The sequence below is a fragment of the Herbaspirillum sp. Her2 genome (assembly GCF_057961375.1).
The window spans coordinates 3,252,310-3,275,511 of sequence record NZ_CM176331.1 but is presented as its reverse complement, the minus strand read 5'-3'; the positions used below and the strand labels follow the sequence as shown (position 1 = coordinate 3,275,511).

Annotated in this window: 21 protein-coding genes; 5 read left to right on the top strand and 16 right to left on the bottom strand. The window is 63.8% G+C overall.

All coding sequences use genetic code 11. The annotated features are described in order from the left end of the window. Positions 1 to 12 precede the first annotated feature (12 nt). From ACWHXP_RS14855 to ACWHXP_RS14840, 4 genes are all read right to left on the bottom strand, one after another. Entirely contained in the window at positions 13 to 792 is a 780-nt protein-coding gene (locus ACWHXP_RS14855; RefSeq protein WP_489635676.1) for a GolD/DthD family dehydrogenase, read from the bottom strand. Next, positions 789 to 1,781 (bottom strand): substrate-binding domain-containing protein, encoded by a 993-nt coding sequence (locus ACWHXP_RS14850; protein ID WP_134221559.1) that lies wholly within the window; start codon positions 1,779 to 1,781, stop codon positions 789 to 791. The genes ACWHXP_RS14855 and ACWHXP_RS14850 overlap by 4 nt, the downstream gene beginning before the upstream one ends. 31 nt (positions 1,782 to 1,812) lie before the next feature. After that, positions 1,813 to 2,799, bottom strand: coding sequence for an ABC transporter permease (locus tag ACWHXP_RS14845; protein WP_034340050.1), 987 nt, complete (start codon positions 2,797 to 2,799; stop codon positions 1,813 to 1,815). A gap of 107 nt (positions 2,800 to 2,906) precedes the next feature. Further along, complete coding sequence (locus tag ACWHXP_RS14840) at positions 2,907 to 4,385, bottom strand: sugar ABC transporter ATP-binding protein (RefSeq protein ID WP_489635677.1); 1,479 nt, start codon at positions 4,383 to 4,385, stop codon at positions 2,907 to 2,909. A 297-nt stretch (positions 4,386 to 4,682) separates the two neighbouring features. On the opposite strand from ACWHXP_RS14840, the gene rpiB reads away from it, so the two are divergent. Beyond that, a complete protein-coding gene (gene rpiB / locus ACWHXP_RS14835) occupies positions 4,683 to 5,144 on the top strand; it encodes a ribose 5-phosphate isomerase B (RefSeq protein ID WP_034340041.1) in 462 nt (153 codons plus the stop codon). Between the two features lie 65 nt (positions 5,145 to 5,209). Further along, a complete protein-coding gene (locus ACWHXP_RS14830; protein ID WP_121044224.1) occupies positions 5,210 to 6,169 on the top strand; it encodes a sugar-binding transcriptional regulator in 960 nt (319 codons plus the stop codon). A gap of 109 nt (positions 6,170 to 6,278) precedes the next feature. Here ACWHXP_RS14830 and tal read toward each other — a convergent pair whose 3' ends face one another. From tal to pgi, 4 genes are all read right to left on the bottom strand, one after another. Further along, entirely contained in the window at positions 6,279 to 7,214 is a 936-nt protein-coding gene (gene tal / locus ACWHXP_RS14825; protein ID WP_034340035.1) for a transaldolase, read from the bottom strand. 106 nt (positions 7,215 to 7,320) lie between these two features. Beyond that, complete coding sequence (locus ACWHXP_RS14820; RefSeq protein WP_034310514.1) at positions 7,321 to 8,175, bottom strand: SIS domain-containing protein; 855 nt, start codon at positions 8,173 to 8,175, stop codon at positions 7,321 to 7,323. 38 nt (positions 8,176 to 8,213) lie between these two features. Beyond that, positions 8,214 to 9,680: a glucose-6-phosphate dehydrogenase gene (gene zwf / locus ACWHXP_RS14815; RefSeq protein ID WP_121044221.1), complete on the bottom strand. Its 1,467-nt coding sequence runs from the start codon at positions 9,678 to 9,680 to the stop codon at positions 8,214 to 8,216. 51 nt (positions 9,681 to 9,731) lie between these two features. Continuing rightward, positions 9,732 to 11,402: a glucose-6-phosphate isomerase gene (gene pgi, locus ACWHXP_RS14810; RefSeq protein ID WP_489635678.1), complete on the bottom strand. Its 1,671-nt coding sequence runs from the start codon at positions 11,400 to 11,402 to the stop codon at positions 9,732 to 9,734. 323 nt (positions 11,403 to 11,725) lie between these two features. Between pgi and edd the strand changes: the two genes are divergently transcribed. Both edd and ACWHXP_RS14800 read left to right on the top strand, forming a co-directional pair. Next, the gene (gene edd / locus ACWHXP_RS14805) at positions 11,726 to 13,597 is read left to right on the top strand and encodes a phosphogluconate dehydratase (RefSeq protein WP_276841409.1); all 1,872 of its coding nucleotides are present in this window, start codon (positions 11,726 to 11,728) and stop codon (positions 13,595 to 13,597) included. Continuing rightward, the gene (locus ACWHXP_RS14800) at positions 13,594 to 14,223 is read left to right on the top strand and encodes a bifunctional 4-hydroxy-2-oxoglutarate aldolase/2-dehydro-3-deoxy-phosphogluconate aldolase (protein WP_489624845.1); all 630 of its coding nucleotides are present in this window, start codon (positions 13,594 to 13,596) and stop codon (positions 14,221 to 14,223) included. Before edd ends, ACWHXP_RS14800 begins: the two co-directional genes overlap by 4 nt. 97 nt (positions 14,224 to 14,320) lie before the next feature. Here the strand turns inward: ACWHXP_RS14800 and ACWHXP_RS14795 are convergent, their stop codons facing one another. From ACWHXP_RS14795 to ACWHXP_RS14785, 3 genes are all read right to left on the bottom strand, one after another. Continuing rightward, positions 14,321 to 14,890 (bottom strand): YdcF family protein, encoded by a 570-nt coding sequence (locus ACWHXP_RS14795; protein ID WP_489624846.1) that lies wholly within the window; start codon positions 14,888 to 14,890, stop codon positions 14,321 to 14,323. A gap of 118 nt (positions 14,891 to 15,008) precedes the next feature. Next, the gene (gene lgt / locus ACWHXP_RS14790) at positions 15,009 to 15,845 is read right to left on the bottom strand and encodes a prolipoprotein diacylglyceryl transferase (RefSeq protein ID WP_121044207.1); all 837 of its coding nucleotides are present in this window, start codon (positions 15,843 to 15,845) and stop codon (positions 15,009 to 15,011) included. 88 nt (positions 15,846 to 15,933) lie between these two features. Continuing rightward, a complete protein-coding gene (locus ACWHXP_RS14785; protein ID WP_489635679.1) occupies positions 15,934 to 16,836 on the bottom strand; it encodes a LysR family transcriptional regulator in 903 nt (300 codons plus the stop codon). A 231-nt stretch (positions 16,837 to 17,067) separates the two neighbouring features. On the opposite strand from ACWHXP_RS14785, the gene ACWHXP_RS14780 reads away from it, so the two are divergent. Beyond that, positions 17,068 to 17,382: a c-type cytochrome gene (locus ACWHXP_RS14780; protein ID WP_088755289.1), complete on the top strand. Its 315-nt coding sequence runs from the start codon at positions 17,068 to 17,070 to the stop codon at positions 17,380 to 17,382. Positions 17,383 to 17,472: 90 nt separating this feature from the next. Here ACWHXP_RS14780 and ACWHXP_RS14775 read toward each other — a convergent pair whose 3' ends face one another. The 5 genes from ACWHXP_RS14775 to ACWHXP_RS14755 form a co-directional block, all read right to left on the bottom strand. Next, positions 17,473 to 18,477 (bottom strand): transketolase family protein, encoded by a 1,005-nt coding sequence (locus ACWHXP_RS14775; RefSeq protein WP_134221566.1) that lies wholly within the window; start codon positions 18,475 to 18,477, stop codon positions 17,473 to 17,475. Beyond that, a complete protein-coding gene (locus ACWHXP_RS14770; RefSeq protein ID WP_489635680.1) occupies positions 18,474 to 19,319 on the bottom strand; it encodes a transketolase in 846 nt (281 codons plus the stop codon). Before ACWHXP_RS14770 ends, ACWHXP_RS14775 begins: the two co-directional genes overlap by 4 nt. 36 nt (positions 19,320 to 19,355) lie before the next feature. Beyond that, a complete protein-coding gene (locus ACWHXP_RS14765) occupies positions 19,356 to 21,212 on the bottom strand; it encodes a TRAP transporter large permease (protein WP_489635681.1) in 1,857 nt (618 codons plus the stop codon). Beyond that, positions 21,209 to 22,255: a TRAP transporter substrate-binding protein gene (locus tag ACWHXP_RS14760; protein ID WP_121044199.1), complete on the bottom strand. Its 1,047-nt coding sequence runs from the start codon at positions 22,253 to 22,255 to the stop codon at positions 21,209 to 21,211. Before ACWHXP_RS14760 ends, ACWHXP_RS14765 begins: the two co-directional genes overlap by 4 nt. Positions 22,256 to 22,328: 73 nt before the next feature. Continuing rightward, positions 22,329 to 23,078 (bottom strand): SDR family NAD(P)-dependent oxidoreductase, encoded by a 750-nt coding sequence (locus ACWHXP_RS14755; RefSeq protein WP_489624847.1) that lies wholly within the window; start codon positions 23,076 to 23,078, stop codon positions 22,329 to 22,331. Positions 23,079 to 23,202: the final 124 nt, after the last annotated feature.

Sequence of the window (23,202 nt, the reverse complement as noted above, 5' to 3'; positions counted from 1 at the left end):
AAAAACAAAGCGTCAGGTCACGGTGTAGCCGCCATCGATGAGGATGTTCTCGCCGGTGATCATGGCCGCCTGCGGGCTGGCCAGATAGGCCACCAGATGCGCCACTTCGTCGGGCTGGGCGAAGCGGCCCACGGGGATGCGCGCCCGCATCGCCACCCCCACCGCGCCGGCCCAGGCCTGCTTGCCCAGTTCGGTTTCCACCACCGTCGGTGAAATGGCATTGGCGGTGATGCCGTGGCGCGCCCATTCCAGCGCCAGCACGCGCGTCAGCGCCACCAGTCCGGCCTTGCTGGCGCAGTAGGCGGCATGCCGCTCCAGCGCTACCACGCTGGCCTGCGAGGCGAGGTTGATGATGCGTCCGCCCTGCTGGCGCTGCATCAGCGGAAACACCGCCTGCGCCAGCAGGAAGGGGGCCTTCAGATTGATGGTCATGGTGCGGTCCCAGTCGGCGCAGGTGGCCGATTCGGCCTCCTGCAACAAGGCCACGCCGGCATTGTTGACCAGCACGTCAATGCGTCCGTAGTGCTGCTCCACCTGGGCGATGGCGCGGCCGATGGCGGCTTCATCGCAGACGTCGAGCACCAGGCCCAGGTGCGCGTGGTCCGGCCCGAGCTGTCGGGCCAGCTGCAGCACGGCATCGCTGCGGTCCACCAGCACCAGCCGGGCACCGCAGCGCGCCAGCAACTGGCTGGTGGCCAGCCCGATGCCGGCGGCAGCCCCCGTGACCAGGGCCACGCGTCCGGAAAAATCATGCGGCCGCGTCATCGCATCGGCAGACAGGGCTGCGCTCATTTCTTGACCTTTTTCAGGAAGGCATCGGCATTCTCCTGGGTGATGGTGGTCCAGGGCACGGTATAGGATTTCTCGGTGCCGCCCTTCCAGGGAAGCTTGTCGCCGTACTCGGTCCAGATCGTCGAGCGCGGCTGGTAGGACGGCCCCTTGATGGCCCGCAAGGCCACATCCAGCGCGCCTTGCGCCTGCGCCTGGGCATCCTGGAACTGGGTCACCATCTCGCCTCGCTTGACGGCGGCAATGGCATCGGCAATGCCATCGATGCCGACCACCGGGATGGTCTTGGGATCGATGCCCTTGGCCTTGATGGCCTGCAGTGCCCCCAGCGCCTCATCATCGTTCTGCGCCAGCACGCCCTTGATCTGGCCGGGATGGGCGGTGAGCCAGTTTTCCATCAGCGCCATCGATTCCGCACGCGACCAGTTGCCGGTCTTGCGAGCCAGCACCTTGACGTCCTTGTTGCGCGCCAGCACTTCATCATTGCCACGCGCACGCTCGATCTGCGCGGACTGCCCGATGGGCCCTTCGATCATGACGATGTTGCCCTTGCCGCCGATGGCCTTCATCAGCGCTTCCGCTTCGAGGCGGCCGGCCACCACGTCATCGTTGCCCACGTAGGACGTCAGCACGTCGCCCTGCACCCGGGTATTGGAGCCGATCACCGGGATGCCGGCCTTGACCGCCTTCTGCACCGGTGCCGCGCCGGCCTTGAGGTCGATGGGCACGAAGATGATGGCGTCATACTTTTGCAGGATCATCGTGTCGAACTGGTTGCTCTGGGTGAGCGCGTCGTAGTTGCCGTCGAAGACGGTGACCTGCACGCTGCCATCCTGTACTGCCGGATGGGCTTTGAGCTGATTGCTCCACATCTGCATGAATTCGCCCTTGAGACCGTAGACGGCCGCGCCGATGCGCAGGGGCTTGTTCTGGGCGCTGACGCCGGTGGCCACGGCCATCAGCAGCAGGCTGGCGAGGGTTTTCTTGATCATGAATCGTCTCCGTGTGAGTTGTTGTGGGACTTCAGTTTTTCTTGCGCGAGGAATCCAGCAGGACAGCGCCGACGATGATCACGCCCTTGATGACTTGCTGGTAGTAGGAAGACACGCCGAGCAGGTTGAGCCCGTTGTTGATGACGCCGATCAGCAGCGCACCCACGACGGTCCCGCCCAGGGTGCCAGTGCCGCCCGAGAGCGAGGTGCCGCCGATGACCACGGCAGCGATCGCATCGAGTTCATAGGACACGCCCGCCTGCGGCAGCGCCGCCGTCGTGCGTGCGGCCAGCAGGACGCCGGCCAGCCCGGCCAGCAGGCCGCTGATGACGTACACCGCGAAGTAGACCTTGCGGGTATCGATGCCGCTGGTCTTGGCGCTGCGCGCATTGCCGCCGACCGCATAGATGTAGCGGCCATAGACGGTGAAGCGCAGCACGAACCACGACACCGCGATGACCACGCCGAAGATGACGATGGGCACCGGCACGTGCAGGATCTGTCCGCCACCGATGGACAGCAGGCCCGGCGGCAGGTCCGAGACCGGCATGCCGTCGTTGTAGATGTAGGTGGCACCGCGTGCGGCGCTCAGCATGCCGAGCGTGGCCACGAAGGAAGGCACGGCCATGCGCGCCACCAGCAGGCCGCTGATGGCGCCCAGCCCGGCACCTGCGCCCAGTCCGGCCAGCACCGCGACCGCAGGCGGATAGCCGCCACCGGTCGCCAGCCACGCCGTGACCATGCCGGAGAAGGCCAGCAGCGCACCGACCGACAGGTCGATGCCGCCGGTCAGCACCACATAGGTCATGCCGATGGCGAGGATGCCGTTGATGGAGGTCTGGCGCAGGATGTCGGTCCAGTTTTCCAGCGTCATGAAATACGGCGTGGCCAGCGAGAGCGCGATGCACAGCACGATCAGGGCCGCCAGCACACCGTAGCGCGCATAGGCCTGGCGCAGGCTGGTGAAGGAGGGCGAGGCCAGCCGGCCGGCGGAGAGGGAAGTGGGTTTGGTCATCATGGGTTCGTCATGGATCGTCATTGGATCGTCGGTGGATCGTCATCGGGATACATCCCACGGATATCGCAGACGGCTGCTCCATGGCAGGCACGCACTGCGTCCCGCGCTTACGAGGCCAGGTGCAGCAGTTCTTCCTGCGTGGTGGCATGCGCATCGACCACTTCCACCACGCGGCCGCGCTTGAAGATGGCGATGCGGTCGCACAGGTCGAGGATTTCCTGCGCTTCGGAAGACACCACCAGGGCGGCACCGCCGTCCTGCACGAAGCGGTCGATCAGCTGGTACACCTCGCGCTTGGCACCTTCATCGATGCCGCGCGTGGGTTCGTCGCACAGCAGGCAACGTGGCTGGGTCGAGAGGCAGCGCGCCAGCACCACCTTCTGCTGGTTGCCGCCGCTCATGGAAGAGACCGGCAGATGCGGTGAACTCACCTTGATCTGCAGGCGCTGGATCATCTGCCGCACCAGCGTATCGACGCGGCTGCGCCGGATCAGCGGCAGGCGCGACATGCGCCGGTACGCAGCCAGTACGATGTTGTCCTGGATCGAGGCGCACAGCACCAGTCCGCTGTCCTTGCGGTCTTCGGTCACCAGTGACAGACCAGCGGCGATGCTGGCCGCGGGCCGGCCTGCGGGCAGGGGCTGCTGCCGCAGCGTGACGGCACCCTGATCGGGCCGGGTCAGGCCATAGATGCAATTGAGGTATTCGCTGCGGCCCGAGCCCATCAGGCCATAGATGCCGACCACTTCGCCCGCATGAACCTGCAGCGAGACCTGGTCGAATTCCCCTTGGCGGCCCAGTGCTTCGGTCGACAGGATCGCCTCGCCACCCCGGCGACGGCGGCGCTCCTGCACCTGCAGCGTGCGGCCGACGATGGCCTTGACCAGGCTGGCGCGGTCGATGTCGCGGATCAGGCCGGTCTCGACGAAGCGGCCGTCGCGAAAGACCGTGTAGCTGTCGGCGATCTGGAAAATTTCGGAAAGACGGTGCGACACGTAGATGATGCCGGTGCCTTGTGCGGCCACGCTGCGGATGGCGCGGAACAGGACTTCGGTCTCCTTTTCGCCGATGGCCGAGGTGGGCTCGTCCATGATCATCACGTCGCAGTCGTGGCTGAAGGCCTTGGCGATTTCCACCAGTTGCACCTGGGCCAGGCTCAGGTCCTGCATGCGAGCGCGCGCATCGACCTGGAATTGCAGGCGATCCAGCAGCGCCTGCGCCTGCCGTTCCATGGCGCGGGTGTTGACGCAGAGCCCTGCCACGCGGGGCTCGCGGCCGAGGTAGAGATTTTCTGCCACGCTCATGCCGGGGATGGGCGAGAGCTCCTGCGTGATGATGGCGATGTGGTGCTGCAGGGCTTCGGCCGGCGAATGGAAATCCACCGGCTGGCCCTTGAGGCGGATCTCGCCGCCATCCCGCCGCAGCAGGCCCATGATGATGGCCAGGAAGGTCGATTTGCCGGCACCGTTGCCGCCGCATAGCGCATGCACGCTGCCGCGCTTCAACTGCAGGCGTCCATCGGCCAGCGCCACGATCTCGTGGAAGGACTTGCTCACTCCATGTGCTTCCAGCAAAAGCTCTGCCATGGCTGTCTCCATACATGCGCTGGTCAAATGTCCAGCGATGGGTAAATGTTTGTTGTGAGCCCATCATTGCAAAGAATTTTTTTGCTGTCAATGCTCATTTGCTCATCGCTTTAAATAACTTTTTCTTCTGTTTTGCGGTGCAATAATGCATTTACGAGGTATTAAAGCTGAATTACTGCAGTTTTTGTGGCGTGCAGAACACTTTTGCATTAGTCTCTTGATGAACAAATGCTCTTCGGTGAATAATTATTCTGGCCGAGCATGAGCAAGTCAGTTCATCGTCACCAGGAGACAAGGATGAAAATAGGTATCGGATGCGACGAAGCGGCGTATGCGCTCAAGGAGGTCATCAAGGCCCATCTGGCGGGAAAGGGCCTTGACGTGGTGGACTTCGGCACCCATGATACGGAGCCCGTGATTTACCCCGACATCGCCTTTGCGGTGGCCGAACAGATCCGGCAAGGGGCGATCGGCCGCGCCGTCTTGCTGTGCGGCACGGGGATCGGCATGGCGATCTCGGCCAACAAGGTGCCGGGGGTGCGCGCGGCGCAATGCCACGACACTTATTCCGCCGAACGGGCCAGCAAGAGCAATGACGCCCAGATCATCACCCTGGGCGCACGCGTGGTCGGGAGCGAACTGGCCAAGGCCATCGTCGATACCTGGCTGGCGGCGGAGTTTTCAGGTGGGCGCTCGACCGAAAAGCTGGAGCGCATCAAAGAGTATGAACATCATTTGCACAATACCAAGCGCCCATAGGCGCAGCGCTTCCGGATGCAAGCCGGCAGTGACGCAGAGGCAAACGCAATCCAAGGGGGGAATCCATGTCCATGGATGAATTGACGCGCCTGGCCACGCTGTATTACGTCGATGGCCTGACGCAGCAGGAGCTGTCGGAGCGCTTTTCGATTTCGCGCGCCTCGATTGCGCGCATGCTCAAGCGGGCGCAGGACGAGGGCATCGTGGAAATCCGCGTGCGCCATCATCCGGGCCAGACCATCGAGCTGGAACACGCGCTGATGCAGCGTTTCGGCATCGAGCGTGCGCTCATCTCGGTCAGCCACAACGACCAGGACCGCCAGCGCGCCATGCTGGCCGGCCTGGTGGCCAATCACCTCGACCGCAGCCTGACCGATGACAGCATCGTGGCCGTCGGCATCGGGCGCAACATCAATGCGGTGTCCGAACACGCGGTGTCCAACACGCGGCGCAGCGCCACCTTCGTCTGTGGTATCGGTGGTTACTATCGTGGTGGCGAAGCGATGAACTCCGATCACATCTGCCGTCGCCTGGCCTCGCGTTTCGGCGGCGACAGTGAAACGCTGTATGCCCCGGCACTGGTCAACAATGCGGCCATGCGCGATGCGCTGCTGGCCAATGATGCGGTCCGTCCTACGCTGGACAAGGCGCGCCGCGCGCACGTGGCACTCATCGGGGTGGGCGATATCCATGAAGACAGTCCGATGGTGCGCATGGGCTGGTTCTCGCCCCAGGAAATCCTGGAGCTCAAGCGCCATGGTGCGGTAGGCGACATGATGGGCTACGACTTCATCAACATCCAGGGCGAACCCATCCGCACGGAGACGCACTCGCGCGTCATCGGCCTGACGGTGGATGACTTGCGGCGCATTCCCGACGTCATCGCGGTCGCCAGCGAAAGCGGCAAGGCCAGCGCCATGCTGGGCGCGCTGCGTACCGGCACCATCAAGACGCTGGCCACGACCGACAGCATTGCGCATACGCTGCTCACGCTGGAAGAAGCGACCAGGAAGAACGCTGCGTGAGCTGAATCGAAGGATTCCATTGCGCAATGAAGAAGGCCGCATCGTGCAGACGATGCGGCCTTCTTTTTTGGATCACGTTCGTGGACAAGGCGCAGCTGCGCCGTTCTCCTTAACGCAATGCGTCGACGATCTGCTCCAGCTTCACTGCATCAGCCGCAAACTGGCGGATGCCTTCGGCCAGTTTTTCGGTGGCCATCGCATCGCCGTTCAAGGCCAGGCGGAAGGCTTTTTCGTCCAGTGAGATGCGCTCGATATCGGCGGCATCCGCCGCTTCCTTGCTCAGCTTGCGCTCGACCGGGCCATCGGTGTCGGCCAGCTTCTGCAGCAGGTCCGGGCTGATGGTCAGCAGATCGCAACCGGCCAGCTCGACGATCTGCGAGGTATTGCGGAAGCTGGCACCCATCACTTCAGTGGCGTAGCCGAACTTGCGGTAGTAGTTGTAGACCGCCTTGACCGACTGCACGCCCGGATCATCGCTGCCGGTGTAGTCCTGGCCGGTGGACTTCTTGTACCAGTCATAGATGCGGCCGACGAAGGGCGAGATCAGCTGGACACGGGCTTCGGCGCAGGCGATGGCTTGCGGCAGCGAGAACAGCAGGGTCAGGTTGCAGCGGATGCCATCCTTTTCCAGGATCTCGGCGGCACGGATGCCTTCCCAGGTGGAGGCGATCTTGATGAGCACGCGCTCGCGGGCAATGCCGGCTTCTTCGTACAGGCGGATCAGTTCGCGGCCCTTGGCGACAGTGCCTTCGGTGTCGAAGGACAGGCGTGCATCGGTTTCGGTGGAGACGCGGCCGGGGATCAGCTTCAGGATTTCCAGGCCGAAGGCGATCAGCAGGCGGTCGATGATTTCATCGGTGCTCTTGCCGGCGTGGGCCTTGACGACCGATTCCAGCAGCGGCTTGTACTCGGCCTTCTGCACGGCCTTGAGGATCAGCGAGGGATTGGTGGTGGCGTCCTGCGGGGCGAAGGCCTTCATCGCCTGGAAGTCGCCGGTATCGGCCACGATGGTGGTGTACTGCTTCAACTGGTCAAGCTGGCTCATGGAAAGTCCTGTTGCTAAAGAGAATGGAAGGGGACAACGGCATTGTACGCATTGGCGCTGCGCTGTCTGTCGGTCAATGACTGATCCTTGATCCGTCGCAGTCCTCTCAACGGAAGAAGGAATCGAATTGCATGTCGAATTTCTGCAGCGATTTCTGGGCGTTCTGCATCTTCTTGCGGAATTCCGGTCCGCGTCGCAGGGCCAGGCCCACGGCGAGGATGTCGATCACCACCAGGTGCGCCAGGCGCGCCGAGATGGGCGTATAGGGATCGATGTTGAAGGACAGGTCGATGGGCACCAGTACCGTCGCCAGTTCAGCCAGCGGTGTACCGGATGGACCCAGCACGATGATGTCGGCACCGCCCTTGCGGGCCAGCTGGATCGAGCGCAGCAGGGCGGCATTGCCGCCACGCTGCGAGATCGCCACCACGCAGTCGCCAGCCTTGAGCAGCGAGGCTGCAATGCTGTGGATGTGCGGGTCGGAGTAGGCCACCGTGGGCACGCCCGAGCGGAAGAACTTGTGCTGGGCGTCGTTGGCCACGATGCCGGAGGTCCCCTGGCCGTAGAACTCGATCTTGTTGGCGCGCGCCAGCACGTCCAGCGCCAGCTGGATCGCATCCGGGTTCAGGTGGTTGCGCAGATCCAGCAGCGTGTTGATGGAGCGGCTGCAGATCTTGTTGACCAGGTCGGCGGCGAGGTCATCCTGCGCCAGCGTTTCATCCGCACCGGGCAGGGCCAGCGCCAGGCTCTGCGCAAGCTTCAGCTTGAAGTCGTGCCAGCCCTCGTAACCGATGGCGCGGCAGAAGCGGATCACGGTCGGTTCCGAGACTTCCGCATTCTTGGCCAGCGCCGTCAGGTTCTCCGCCAAGGCCAGCTGCGGATTGGCGAGGATGGTGGCCGCCACTTTCTTCTCCGACTTGGAGAGGGAGTTGATGTGGGTGCGGATGGAATCAAGCAGCATGGACATGACAGTGGCCTGGTGACGCTAAGCGTGTGGCTTCAGACCTCGGGCAGCGCTTCTTCGCGCCACTGCAGGCCATCGCGGCCGATCAGTGCGCTCGCGGCAGCCGGGCCCCAGGTGCCGGCGTTGTAGGGCACGGGGTCGGCTTCCTGCTGGTCCCAGTAGGTGAGGATGGGTTCGACCCATTCCCAGGCGGCTTCCAGTTCGTCGCTGCGCATGAAGAGCGTGAGGTGACCGCGCAGCACGTCCAGCAGCAGGCGCTCGTAGGCATCCATGCGCGGGGTCTTGAACTTCTCGCGGAAGTCCAGCTCCAGTTCCACCGGGCGCAGGCGCATGCCGTCGCCGGGCTGCTTGGCCATCAGGTTCATGTGCAGACCTTCGTCCGGCTGCAGGCGGATCACCAGGCAATTGGGAGTGTCGTTCTGATGCGCGAAGATGGCGTGCGGCACGCTCTTGAAGCGCACCACGATCTCGGCCAGCGAATCGGCCATGCGCTTGCCGGTGCGCAGGTAGAAGGGCACGCCGGCCCAGCGCCAGGTATCGATCTCGGCCTTTACGGCGACATAGGTCTCGGTGCGCGAATCGGGATTGGCGTCGGCTTCCTTGCGGTAGCCGGGCACGGCCACGCCATCCACGTGACCGGCGCGGTATTGGCCGCGCACCACGTTCATGGCCAGCGTGGTCGGGGTGAAACGCTTGAGCGAGCGCAGCACCTTCAGTTTTTCATCGCGCACGGCATCGGCCGAGTTCGATACCGGCGGTTCCATGGCCACGATACAGAGCAATTGCAGCAGGTGGTTCTGCAGCATGTCGCGCAGGGCACCGGAAGTATCGTAGTAATCGAAGCGGCCACCGACGCCGAGCTCTTCGGCGATGGTGATCTGCACGTCGGAAATCCATTCACGGCGCCACAGGGGTTCGAACAGCACATTGCCGAAGCGCAGCGCCAGCAGGTTCTGCACCGCCTCTTTACCGAGGTAGTGGTCGATACGGAAGATCTGCGATTCCTGGAAGTAGCGGCCCACTTGCGCGTTGATGTTGCGCGCGCTTTCGAGGTCGCGGCCCAGCGGTTTTTCAAGCACCACGCGCGAGGTCGGCGTGACCAGGCCGGCCTTGGACAGGTTCTCGCAGATCGAAGCGAACAGGCTGGGCGGCGTGGCCAGGTAGAACACGCGCGCCAGGCCGTCGACTTCGCGCAGGGCTTCTTTCAGGTGGCTGAAGCTGCCGGCTTCCTTGGCATTGACCGAGGCGTATTGCAGGCGGTTGGTGAAGCGGTCCCAGACGCTGGCGTCCAGGTTGGCGGCCGGCACGTGGGGTTTGGAATCCTTTTCCACCAGCTTGAGGAAATCCTCACGCGATTTTTCATCGCGGCCCAGGCAGATGATGCGGGCATCGGCCGGCAGGTCGCGCGCGCGCTCGCGGGCGTACAGCGCCGGCAGCAGCTTGCGCATCGAGAGGTCGCCGGTGCCGCCGAATAAAACCAGATCGAAATCAGAAGTAGCCATGGTGTGTGTTGTCTCTTGTGCGTGAAGTAGCGGGTTGGCGCTACGTGGTTGCTAGCCTTGCTGCCCGGTGCGGGCTGCCTCGCGCGCCAGTGCGATCAGGGCGCTGGTGGAGGCATCGTGCCGCGCGGCGTCGGGTGCGGTGCCGGACTTCAGTTCGGCCAGGATGGTCTTGGCCAGGACCTTGCCCAGTTCCACGCCCCATTGGTCGAAACTGTTGATGCCCCAGATCGCGCCCTGCACGAAAGTCTTGTGTTCGTAGAGCGCAATCATCGCGCCCAGTGCATGCGGGCTCAGTTCGGGCAGCAGCAGGGTGTTGCTGGGACGGTTGCCGTCAAAGGTTTTGTGCGGGATCAGGGCCGCGAGTTCCGCCTCCGGCACACTCTGTGCCTGCAGGTCGGCGCGCACTTCGTCGGCGTCCTTGCCGCGCATGAAAGCTTCCGACTGCGCGAAGCAGTTGGCCAGCAGCGCTTCCTGATGCTCGGCAATGGTGTGCGAAGGCTTGAGTACGGCGATGAAATCGATGGGCGTGATGTCCGTGCCCTGGTGCAGCAGCTGGAAATACGCGTGCTGGCCATTGGTGCCGACGTCGCCCCAGATGGCCGGGCAGGTCTGTACCGAGACCGGTGTGCCGTCACGGGTGATGCGCTTGCCGTTGCTCTCCATGTCCAGCTGTTGCAGGTAGGCCGGGAAGAAGCGCAGCCATTGGTGATAGGGCGCAATGGTGAGCGAGGCGCTGTCGAGGAAGTTGCGGTTCCAGATCCCGACCAGGGCCTGGATCACCGGCATGTTCGATGCCAGCGGTGCTTCGCGGAAATGGCGGTCCATGGCGTGGGCGCCGGCCAGGAATTGCGCGAAGTTGTCATAGCCGATCAGCAGGGCGATCGGCAGGCCGATCGCCGACCACACCGAGTAGCGGCCACCGACCCAGTCCCAGAAGGGGAACATGTTCTCGGTATCGATGCCGAAGGCCGAGACTTCTTTGGCATTGGTGGAGACGGCCACGAAGTGCTTGGCCAGATCTTCGGACTTGCCATGCTGCAAGAACCACGCGCGCGCCGACTTGGCGTTGAGCATGGTTTCCTGGGTGGTGAAGGTCTTGGAGGCGACGATGAACAGCGTGGTCTCGGGATCGATGCGCGCGAGCACCTCATCCAGATCATGGCCATCGACGTTGGAAACGAAATGCGCCGTCAGGCGAGCGTGGCGATAATCGCGCAGGGCCGTGCAGACCATCTGCGGGCCGAGGAAGGAGCCGCCGATGCCGATGTTGACGATGTCGGTGATCTCGCGCCCGGTGTAGCCGCGCCATTGGCCGCTGCGTACGCGTTCGGAGAAGGCGCGGATGTGCTGCAAGACCGCGTGAACCTCCTGCGCCACGGGCTGTCCGTCCACTTGCGCGGTGCGATCATCAGCCGGTGCGCGCAGGGCAGTGTGCAGGACGGCGCGTTGTTCGGTAAAGTTGATCTTCTCGCCGCTGAACATGGCTTCGCGCAGGGTTTCCACGCCGCGCTCGCGGGCCAGGCTCATCAGCAGAGAGAGCGTGTCGGCATTGAGCCGGTTCTTGGAGTAGTCCAGCAGCAGCCCGGCGGCACGCACGTGCATGCGCTCGAAACGGTCGGGCTGTTGGGCGAACAGGTCGCGCAGATGCCATTGAACTGCCGTAGCGTGATGTGCTTGCAATGCCTGGAAGGCGGCCGTGTCGGTCAGGGCGGTGGTATGCATGAGTTGGGTGTCGGTTGGCTGTCTTGACCTGGTTGGCAGCGCGGCCGGCCGTGGTCATGTTCTCGGGGCAACGCAATCGACTATACATCAAATGTCGCCAAAGTGGTAGTTTCACTACAGTTTATGACCGGCCCGTTACATTGCCGTGCGGCATCGGCGCGCTGCGCCCCAAAGCCGGAAGTGATAAGGGTTTTGAAGCGGAATGATGTTGACCAATGAAAAGACGGGTGCGACTGGCCTGCTGCAGTGCTCTAAGTGTATGATTTCATTCGGCCAAAATTGTGTAGTAAAATTACAGTGTTAACGCTAACAGGAAACCGACAATGTCTCTCAACGCTACCTTAGCCAGCGTCACCCAACGCATCGCCGAACGTAGCCGTCCTTACCGGACCGCTTATCTCGAACGCCTGGAAGCCGCGCGCCGCAAGGGCGCGCAGCGTGGCGCGCTGGCCTGCACGAACCTGGCGCACGGCTTCGCCGCCTTCCCCGCCAATGACAAGCTGAAGCTGAAGGAAGACAAGGCTCCGTCGCTGGCCATCGTCTCGGCCTACAACGACATGCTGTCGGCGCACCAGCCTTTCGAGCGTTTCCCCCAGATTCTGAAAGAAGCCGCGCGCGAAGCCGGCGCCGTGGCGCAGTTCGCCGGCGGCACCCCGGCCATGTGCGATGGCGTGACCCAAGGCCAAGCCGGCATGGAGATGTCGCTGTTCTCGCGCGACGCCATTGCCATGGCCACTGCCATCGCGTTGTCGCACAACATGTTCGATGCGGCGCTGTACCTGGGCGTGTGCGACAAGATCGTGCCGGGCCTGTTGATCGGCGCGCTGCATTTTGGCCATCTGCCGGCCGTGTTCGTGCCTGCAGGTCCGATGACCAGCGGCATGAGCAACAGCGACAAGGTCAAGATCCGCCAGCTCTACACGGCTGGCAAGATCGGCCGCGCCGAGCTGCTGGAAGCGGAATCGAAGTCCTATCACGGGGCCGGTACCTGCACCTTCTACGGCACCGCCAACAGCAACCAGATGCTGATGGAAGCCATGGGCCTGCACCTGCCGGGCGCGGCCTTCATTACCCCCAATACGCCGCTGCGCGATGCGCTGACCGCTGCGGCCGCCAAGCAGGCTGCCAAGATCACCGACCTCGGTTCGCAATACACGCCGGTGGGCCGCATGATCGATGAAAAGTCCATCGTCAATGCCATCGTCGCGCTGCACGCTACCGGTGGCTCCACCAATCACACGCTGCACCTGGTTGCGATCGCCAAGGCCGCCGGCATCGTGATCGACTGGGACGATTTCGACAAGCTCTCGGCCGTGGTGCCGCTGATCACCAAGATCTACCCCAACGGTACGGCCGACGTGAACCACTTCCATGCGGCGGGTGGCACCGGCTTCGTGCTGCGTGAGCTGATCGACGCCGGCCTGATGCATGACGACGTCACCACCATCCTGGGCCAGGGCCTGCGCCAGCACTGCAAGGAACCGATGCTGGCAGCTGAAGGCGAGAACGGCCGTCCCGGCATCGTCACCTGGCACGACGCTCCCGCCACGAGCGGCGACGAAGGCGTGCTGGGCACGGTGGCCAAGCCGTTTGCGGCCGATGGTGGCTTGAAGCTGCTGCAGGGCAACCTCGGCCGCGCGGTCATCAAGATCTCGGCGGTCAAGCCCGAGCATCGTGTGGTGGAAGCACCTGCCGTGGTATTCCATTCGCAGGAAGCCTTCATGGCCGCCTTCAAGGCCGGCGAGCTGGATCGCGACTTCGTGGCCGTCATCACCTTCCAGGGTCCGCGTGCCAATGGCATGCCGGAGCTGCACTCGCTGACTCCGGCGCTGGGCATCCTGCAGGACAAGGGCCGTCACGTTGCGCTGGTCACCGATGGCCGCATGTCGGGCGCATCGGGTAAAGTACCGGCCGCGATCCACGTTACGCCGGAAGTGCTGGGCGGTGGTCCGTTGGGACGCGTTCGCACCGGTGACATCATCCGCCTGGACGCTGATGCGGGTACGCTGCAAGCCAAGGTGGAGGCAGCCGAGTGGGAAGCACGTGGCCTGGACAGCAGCGATCTGTCGGGCAATCAGCACGGCATGGGCCGCGAATTGTTCAGCCTGTTCCGCAACGCGGTGGGAACCGCAGAAGAGGGTGGCGCCACCTTTGGCCTGCCGCCGATTTTTGAGAAAGAGAAAGTCACGGTATGAAGACCACACTGGAAATCATGCGCGCCTCGCCGGTCATCCCGGTGATCGCCATCGACAAGTTCGAACACGCCGTGCCGCTGGCACGCGCCTTGGTCGCGGGCGGCATCCGCGTGCTGGAAATCACCCTGCGCACCGAACACGGCCTGCCGGCCATTCGCGCCATTGCCGAGTCGGTGCCGGACGCCATCGTGGGCGTGGGTACGCTGACTTCGCCCGAAGAGTTCACCGCCTCGCGTGATGCAGGTGCGGTCTTTGGCGTCTCGCCGGGCCTGACCCCGGCGCTGATCGAAGCGGCCAAGCGCAGCGGCCTGCCGCTGCTGCCGGGCGTGATGACGCCTTCCGAAGTGATGGCCGCGCGCGAAGCGGGCTTCCGTCAGTTGAAGCTGTTCCCGGCCGTGCCGGCCGGTGGCGTGGGCATGCTCAACGGTATTGCCGGTCCCTTGTCCGATGTGTCGTTCTGCCCGACGGGCGGTATTACGCAAGAGACGGCACCGCAGTTCCTGGCGTGCAAGAACGTCGTGTGCGTAGGCGGCTCCTGGCTGACCCCGAAGGCGGCCATCGAGGCCGGTGACTGGGACAAGATCACCGAGATCGCCAAGGCGGCAGCTGCGTTGAAGAAGGTTTGAGTTTTCCACAGCCTTGAGAGAGGACGGTGCCGGGTTTTTCCGGCCGTCTGATCGAATCAAAAAAGCCCCGGTTTGCAGCCGGGGCTTTTTGTTTTGGTCATTGTCTGCTGCCCAGCCAGTAGGCTGGTAGTGCGATCATTTCGCGTGCGAGGGAATAGAAATCACGGGCTTCAAAGTAGTTCGCATGTGCTGAATGAACGGTGTCGATGCCGACGCGGTGCAGCGCGTAACGGCTGCGCGGAATGTGGAAGAACTGCGTGACGACCAGGGCGCTGCGCAAACCCTGGGCCTGCATGATCGCCGCGCTGTTGACCGCCGTGGCCATGGTCGTGTTGCCCTGCTCATCCAGGAGGATGGCCGAACGGGGAACGGATTGTACTTCGTTCAGGTAGGTGGCCATGACTTGCGCCTCGCTGAAACCTTCCTTGCCTGTTCCTCCGCTGACGATGATGCACGGGAACATCCCTTGCCGATACAGTTCGGCGGTCTTGTCCAGTCTTGCGCGCAGGCGGTCAGAAGGCGTGCCGTCCGGCATGACCTTGGAGCCGAGTACGATGCCTGCATCGCTCTTCTGGATGTCATCGAGCAGGCCGGTCAGTACGATGCCCAGCAGGCATGTCATGACGATCAAGAGGACGCTTGTCGTGATGAGGATGAGTCGTTTCATTGGAGTGGTCGGAGGGTGATTGCAGGGTGATGAATCAAGAAAAAAGGGCGGGCGCGATGGATATCGCTGCCCGCCCTTTTTGCCTGTCTTTGTTTTTCTTTTACCAGTTTTTGCTTGTCTAGTTCTTGGCCACGACTGCCGGCTCCACCGGCGCTTGCGCCTGCTGCCTGAGCCTGTAAGCCAGCACCAGCAAGATGATCCCCAGCACGATCATCGGCACCGACAGCATCTGCCCGGCCGAGATGGTGATGCCACCAAAATGCACCTCGTAATCCGGCACGCGGAAATACTCGGTGAAGAAGCGCGCGCAGCCATACAGCAGCGAGAACATGCCCGCCACCGCCATGCGCGGACGTGAGTGGCGCGCGAAGATCCACAGGATGATGAACAGCAGGATGCCATCGACCAGCATCTGGTAGATCGGCGAAGGATGGCGCGGGATGTTGTCGACGTTGGGCCAGATCATGGCCCAGGGCAGCGAAGGATCGGCCGGACGGCCCGGCAGTTCTGCATTGATGAAGTTGCCCAGGCGGCCGGCCGCGTACCCCAGCGGCACCATCGGTGCGATGAAGTCCATGATGTCCATCAGGTTGCGGCCGCGCTTGCGACCCCACAGGTACATCGCCAGCATCACGCCCAGGAAGCCGCCGTGGAAGGACATGCCGCCCTTCCAGACCGCGATCATGTCGGCCGGATGCGCAAAGTAATACGCCGGGTTGTAGAACAGGATCTCGCCCAGCCGCCCGCCCAACACCACCCCGAGCACGCCATAGAAGAGCATGTCGTCGAGGTCCTCCTTCTTCCAGCCGACGGCGGCAATGTGCGGCTGCTTGATGCGCAGGCGGCCCAGCGCGATGAATTGGGCAAAGGCCAGCAGGTACATCAGGCCATACCAATGGACGGCCAGCGGCCCGATGTGGATGGCGATCGGGTCGGGCATGGGGTGGACTAGCATGAGTTTGATCTTTCTGTTGTTGGGCGGAACGGCGGTTGGAGCACGCCGCCTTGCGCAAGTTCGCGGCAGTGATTCCCGTGCGATGGGATCAGGCGGGCATCTCCAGGAGATCCAGCAGGGCACGCAGCACGCCGGACGGGTTGTCGCGCCGCCAGGCCAGGCCGGTCTGGATTTCCGGTGCCGCATCCGATAGCCGGCGGTAATCCACGCCCGGGCGTTTCAAATTCGAGACGGATTGTGGCACAAGCGCCATTCCCATGCCAGCCGAGACCAGGCCGACGATGGTCTGCATCTGGATCGCCTCCTGGCCGATATGGGGCGTCACGCCCGCATCGCGAAAGCAGGACAGGATGGTGTCATGGAAGGCCGGTGCAATGCGGCGCGGGAAAATGATCAGCGGCAGCTCGCGCAGGCTCTTGAGCGACACCGGTCCGCGTCTCTTGACCGCGCCTTCGGGCAGCGCCGCAATCAGCGGTTCCGACAGCACCGGGCGCACATCCAGCGCGGCCGCCGCTTTTTCCGGCAGCGGCGGCAGCAGCAGGCCGGCGTCGATCTTGCCCTGCATCAGGTCTTCCAGCTGGATATCGGTGGTGGCTTCGCGCAATTCGATCTGGACTTGCGGATAACGCGCCCGGAAGCGCTGCAGGAGCGGGGGCAGGATGCTGTAGTCCGCACTCGATATGAAGGAAAGCGATAAAAGTCCGGAGGCCCCGCTGGCCGCGCGCCGGGCCAGGTCGGGCAGGGCGGCGGCCTGTTGCAGGATGCGCTGGACCTCCGGCAGCAATGCCTCGCCGGCCGGCGTGAGCGCCACGCTGCGCTTGGTGCGCTGGAACAGGGGCGTACCCAGTTGCTCTTCCAGCGCGGCGATGGTCTGCGACAGCGGCGGCTGGGTCATGTGCAGGCGCGCGGCGGCGCGGCCGAAATGCTTTTCCTCGGCGACGGCGGCAAAGTAGCGCAGCTGGCGCAATTCCAGGCGGGGATGGTCGGACATGGACTGATATCGGATCCGAATGAGTCGGGCGTCCATGATATCCCCGGCCTTGCAACGCGACAAGGCGAGGATGGCGTGATATTTCCGTCATGGAATTTGATCTATGACAGATATACGCGAGGGCAGATAGAGGGTGCGTGGCGAAGCCGGGTAGAATAGCCCCGCCTGCGAAGCGCCTGGAGAATGCCGCTGCAGGCGTGACCGTCGTCCACCGCTTGCTGAGGAGCCCCCATGAAATACCTGTTGTTGATCGCCACCCTGGTGGCCGGTTCGGCCATTTCCGCCGAAGCCATGGCCAATGCGCAACTGGCCAAGTCCAAGAATTGCATGGCCTGCCACTCGGTGGATGCCAAGATCGTCGGCCCCGCCTTCAAGGAAGTGGCCAAGAAATACGCCGGCCAGAAGGATGCCGAAGCCAAGCTGACCCAGAAGGTCCTCAATGGCGGCGGTGGTGTCTGGGGCGCGGTAGCGATGCCGGCCAACAAGGGCCAGGTGACCGAGGCTGAGGCGAAGGAGCTGGTGAAGTGGGTGTTGAGCCTGAAGTAAGCCTCAGCAAACCGCCATGAGAAAAGGAGACCGAGGTCTCCTTTTTTATCGTCTGCATGTCGGTCTGCGTCCGTATGCGCGGACAAGCGATTACTTCAACCACTCCCTGATCCGCCGGCTCAGCACCTCGCAACTGATCCCATACCGGTCATGCAAGGTCGGCAGCGCTCCTGCATCGAGGAAGGCATCCGGTAGCCCGGCCATCTGGAAACCCGCCGGCTGCACGCGGTGGCGCATCAGCGTGGTGGCGACGATCTCGCCCAGGCCGCCGATGACGGAATGGTTCTCGGCCACCACCACCAGACGGTTCTTCTTGCTGACCTGCTGCACCACCGTGGCTTCGTCAAAGGGCTTGATGGTCGGGCAGTGCAGCACGCCCACGCTGACGTTGTCGGCTTCCAGCGCCTTGGCCACTTCCAGTGCGCGCATGGTCATGAAGCCGCTGGAGATGATCAGCACGTCGTTGCCGTCGCGGATCTCTTTGGCTTTGCCCAGCTCGAACTGGTAGTCGTATTCATCCAGCACCAGCGGCACGTTGCCGCGCGCCAGGCGCATGTAGACCGGGCCCTGGTGCGCCGCGATCTGCGGCACCGCCTGTTCCAGGTCCAGCGCATCGCAGGGGTCGACGATGGTCATGCCCGGAATGGCGCGCATCATCGCCAGGTCTTCGGTGGCCTGGTGACTGGGGCCGTAACCGGTAGTCAGGCCGGGCAGGGCGCAGCAGATCTTCACGTTCAGGTTTTCTTCGGCGATCACCTGGTGGATGAAGTCATACGCACGCCGCGTGGCAAAGACCGCATAGGTGGTGGCGAAGGGCACCAGTCCCTCCTTGGCCATGCCGCCGGCGGCGGCCATGAGCAACTGCTCGGCCATGCCCATCTGGAAGAAGCGCTCGGGATACGCCTTCTGGAACAGATGCAGGTCGGTGTACTTGGCCAGGTCAGCGGTGAGGCCCACGATCTCGGGGCGGTCCGCTGCGTATTCCACCAGGGCCTTGCCGAACGGGGCCGCCTGCACGCGCTGCCCTTCGGCGGCGATGGAGGCGATCATGGCCGAAGTGGTCAGGCGCGGTTTCTTCTCTGCGACGGTGTTCATGCTTGGCTTCCTTGTTGATAAGACTGGTCGAGGATGGACAGCGCCTGCTGCCATTCGGGCGGATCGACACGGATGAAGTGGTTCTTCTCGCGCTGCTCCAGGAAGGGCACGCCCTTGCCCATCAGGGTATCGAACAGGATCACGCGCGGCTTGGCGTCCTTGAGGTGGCGGGCATTGTCAAAGGCCCGCACCACGGCGGCCAGGTCATTGCCATCGACCCGCTGCACGTACCAGCCGAAGGACGCCCACTTGTCGGCCAGCGGCTCAAAGCCCATCACCTTGCTGGAAGGACCATCGGCCTGCTGGTTGTTGATGTCGACCAGGCAGATCAGGTTGCCCAGCTGGTGGTGGGCGGCGCCCATGGCGGCTTCCCAGGTCGAGCCCTCATCCAGCTCGCCATCGGACATGGAGTTGTAGACGAAGGCCGGATTGTGGTTGTAGCGCAGGCCCAGCGCCATGCCCACGCCGATGGCCAGGCCCTGGCCCAGCGAGCCGCCGGAGATTTCCATGCCCGGCGTATAGGTCGCCATGCCCGACATGGGCAGGCGGCTGTCATCGCTGCCGTAGGATTCCAGCTCTTCATCGGGGACGATGCCGGCCTCGATCAGGGCGGCATACAGGGCGATGGCGTAGTGCCCGTGCGAGAGCAGGAAGCGGTCGCGGCCGTTCCACTCCGGATCATCCGGGCGCAGTTGCATGGCGTGCTTGTAGGCCACGGCCAGCACGTCGGCCCAGCCCAGCGCCTGGCCGATGTAGCCCTGGCCCTGGACCTCGCCCATGCGCACGGCATTGCGGCGGATGCGGTATGCGCTTGCGCGCAGGTTTGCCAAATTGTCAGACATTGCGAGTCCTTGCTAGAGGAATGAAAACGTAAAAAATCACAGGAAGCCAATCGAGAACCACGGTACGAAGGCCACGATCAGCAGGCCCACCACCAGCGCGCCGAGATACGGCCAGATGCGCTTGACGGCAACGTCCGGATGCACGCGGCCGATGGTGCAGGCGGCGTAGTAGCCCAGGCCGAAGGGCGGTGCGAACAGGCCCACGCCCATGGAGAGGATGATGACCATGGCGTAATGCACCTCATGCACGCCGATGGCCTTGGCCACCGGGAACAGCAGCGGCGCGAACAGCACCATGGCGGGGATGCCCTCCAGCACGCTGCCCAGCACGATGAAGGCGGCGATCGACACCAGCAGGAAGCCATACTTGCCCCCCGGCACACTGGTCATGGCCTCGGCCAGCGCATGCGAGAAGCCCGACTGCGTCAGCGCCCACGACATGCCGGTAGCAGTGCCGATGATGAACAGGATCGCGCCCGACAAGGCAGCGGTGTCGACCAGCATCGGATAGAGCCGCTTCCAGTCGAACTGGCGATACACCAGCAGACCCGCCACCACCGAATAGGCAATGCCGATGGTGGAAACCTCGGTGGCCGTGGCCACCCCTTCGACCACGGCCGTGCGGATCAGGATCGGCAGCAGCAGCGCGGGCAGGGCGATGATGAGCGTGCGCAGCACCACGCGGCCGGGCGCGCGCTGGATGCCTTCGAGGATCTCGGCACTGCGCCAGCGCGCCAGGATCGCCAGCAGCACGGCCAGCACGATGCCCGGCATGATGCCGCCGGTGAACAGCGCCGCAATCGATACCCCCGCCACCGAGCCGATGGTGATCAGTACCAGCGAGGGCGGAATGGTCTCGGCCATGGCACCGGAGGCTGCCAGCAGCGAAATGAGTTCACCCTCGTGATTGCCACGCCGCTTCATCTCCGGCAGCAGCACCGGAGCCACCGCCGCCATGTCGGCGGTCTTGGCGCCGGAGATGCCCGAGACCAGCAGCATCGCCCCCAGCAGCACGTAGTTCAGCCCACCGCGCACGTGGCCCAGCAGCGACGCCAGGAAATCCACCATGGCCTTGGCCATGCCGGTCATTTCCACCAGATGGCCCAGCAGGATGAACAGCGGCACGGCCAGCAGGATCAGCGAGGACATGCCTTCATCGAAGCGTCCCGCCACCACCGCCAGCGGGCTGGTGGTGACCGTGAGCATGAAGGCCACCGTCGCCAGCCCGAAGCAGAAGGCGATGGGAATGCCCAGCAGCACCGACACGCCCAGTACCACACCGAAGAACACCACCAGGTTCCAGTTGCCGATGGCCTGCAGCCAGCCTGCGCCCAGATACATGGCACCGGCCACCACGGCCAGCAGGACCACCACGCCGGCCAGGTCGACCAGCTTCTGGCGCGAGATGCGCAGCAGCGACAGCGCAATCATCAGCGCCGCACCGACCGCCACGGCCGCCGCACGCACGGTGTTGGGCCAGCCCAGCGCCGGGGTCTGTACGAACATTTCGTCTTCGGCGTATTCCCACATCGGATGCATCAGGATCAGCAGCATCACGCAGGGCGCGATGATGGCCAAGGCTTCGGCCCAGGCCTTGCCGCGTTCGCTCATGAAGCCCACCAGCACGGTGGTGCGCATGTGGATACCGCGCCGCAGGGCCACGGCCGCGCCCAGGTTGGCAAGCCAGAGGAAGAGGATGGACGCCAGTTCATCCGCCCAGGGGATCGGGTTGTTGAAGATGAAGCGCATGATCACGCCCGCCAGCAGGACCACCACCTCGCCCACCACCAGCGCCGCGGCAGGAATCTCGATGGCCAGGCCCAGCCAGTTTTCCAGGCGCGCTGCCAGCGAGCGGTCATCCGTCACCGGCTGCTCCAGCGACAGGGCGCTCATCCCAGGCTCCCGACGGCGTTCTGCAGCAGCTTCCATGCATCGTCGCCGAACTTGGCGCGCATGTCCTTGTAGAAGTTGGCCTGGGCCAGTGCGGCCTTGAAGGAATCCTTGTCGGCCTCGATGATCTGCACACCCTTGCCCTGCAGGTCATTGCGGGCGAAGCCGGCCAGCGAGGCGATGTCGGCGCGTTCATCCGTGGCAGCCTTGTCCAGTTCGCGGCGCACGATTTCCTGGATGTCCTTGGGTAGCTTTTCGAAGGCGCGGCGGTTGCCGAGGATCCAGTAAGCATCCCACACGTGGTTGGAGATGGTGCAGAACTTCTGCACTTCGTACAGGCGCGCCGTGCTGATGATGGCCAGCGGGTTTTCCTGGCCTTCGACCAGCTTGGTCTGCAGCGACGAATAGACTTCATTGAAGTTGATCGGCGTCGGGCTGGCACCCAGTGCGGTGAAGAGCGAGGTCAGCATCGGTGCCGCCGGCACGCGCAGCTTCAGGCCCTTGAGGTCGCCCGCAGTCTTGATCGGTTTGGTCGAGGTGGTGATCTGGCGGAAGCCGTTGTCCCAGGGTTTGGACATGGTCAACAGGCCGACCTTCTCGATCTGCGCGCGCACATAGGCACCCAGCGGGCCATCCATGGCCTGCCAGACTTCCTTGTAGTCGTGGAAGGCGAAACCGGTGTTGACGATGCCGGCTGCCGGCACCAGGGTCGACAGCACCACGCTGGCCTGGTTGAAGAATTCCACGCCGCCATTGCGGATCTGCGACATCAGGTCGGTATCCGAACCCAGCTGGTTGGCCGGGAACAGCTTGATGTCCAGCCGGCCGCCGGTGGCTTCGCGGATGCGGTCGATGGCCTGCTGCGCACGCTTGTTGACCGGGTGCGACGGATCTTGTCCGGTGGCGAACTTGTAGTTGAACTCGGCCGCATGGGCCGGACGGCTCATGATGGAAAACAGCGGCAGCGCCGCACCCACGGCACCGGCCTTGAGCAGCTGGCGGCGGCTCAGGGTGGTCTTGCCGGGTTTGCTGTTGTCTTGGGTCATGTCTGGTCTCCTGTTTGTTCTGATAGCGGGAAAGATGCCGGCCGGGCCGGCGTGCGCGAGCATTAAGCTGTGTTTAATGAATCAGCATTCCACCATTAACGTCCAGCGTGATGCCGGTGCAGTATTGCGAGAGGTCGCTGCCGAGGAAGACGCAGGCGCCGCCGATGTCGTCGGCACGGCCCAGGCGCGCCAGCGGAATGGTCTCGGCGATTTCGGCCTTCTTTTCTTCGGTGAGCTTGCCCTTGATGATGTCGGTGCCGATCAGGCCGGGCGTGATGCTGTTGACGCGGATGCCTTCCGGACCGAACTCGCGCGCCATGGCACGTGCCAGCCCCAGCACGCCGGCCTTGGCCGCCGAATAGTGCGGACCGCCCAGGATGCCGCCGCCGCGTTGCGCCGACACCGAGGAGATGCAGATGATGGAACCGCTCTGCTGCGCACGCATGGCCGGCAGCACCGCCTGCGACATGTAGAGCGTGCCGCGCAGGCTGACATCGAGGATGCGGTCGTAATCCGCGCCGGTGATCTCCAGCGTCTTGACGGGTTGGGTGATACCGGCATTGTTGACCAGGATGTCGATGCGGCCGAACTGCTTGATGGCCTGGGCAATGGCCGCCTCGCAGGAAGCCTTGTCGGTCACGTCCGCCACCAGCCCCAGATGCTGGCTGCCGATGCGCGCAGCGGCGCCGGCCGGGTCGGCTTGCGCCAGGTCCAGCACCACCACGCGGGCGCCTTGTCCGGCCATCAGGCGCGCCGTGGCGTAGCCCAGTCCGTTGATTCCTGCACCGCCGGTGATGACGGCAACCTTGTCCTTGAGCAGCATGTCGTGTTCTCCAGATGTTTGCGTTGAGGTGAGCAACAGCGGAGACAGCGCGGATGCGCGATGGCGCGTGCTGCCGTGCAGCATGCAGGGTAGTTGACCATGTCTCCGTTTTTGTTCTGATGCG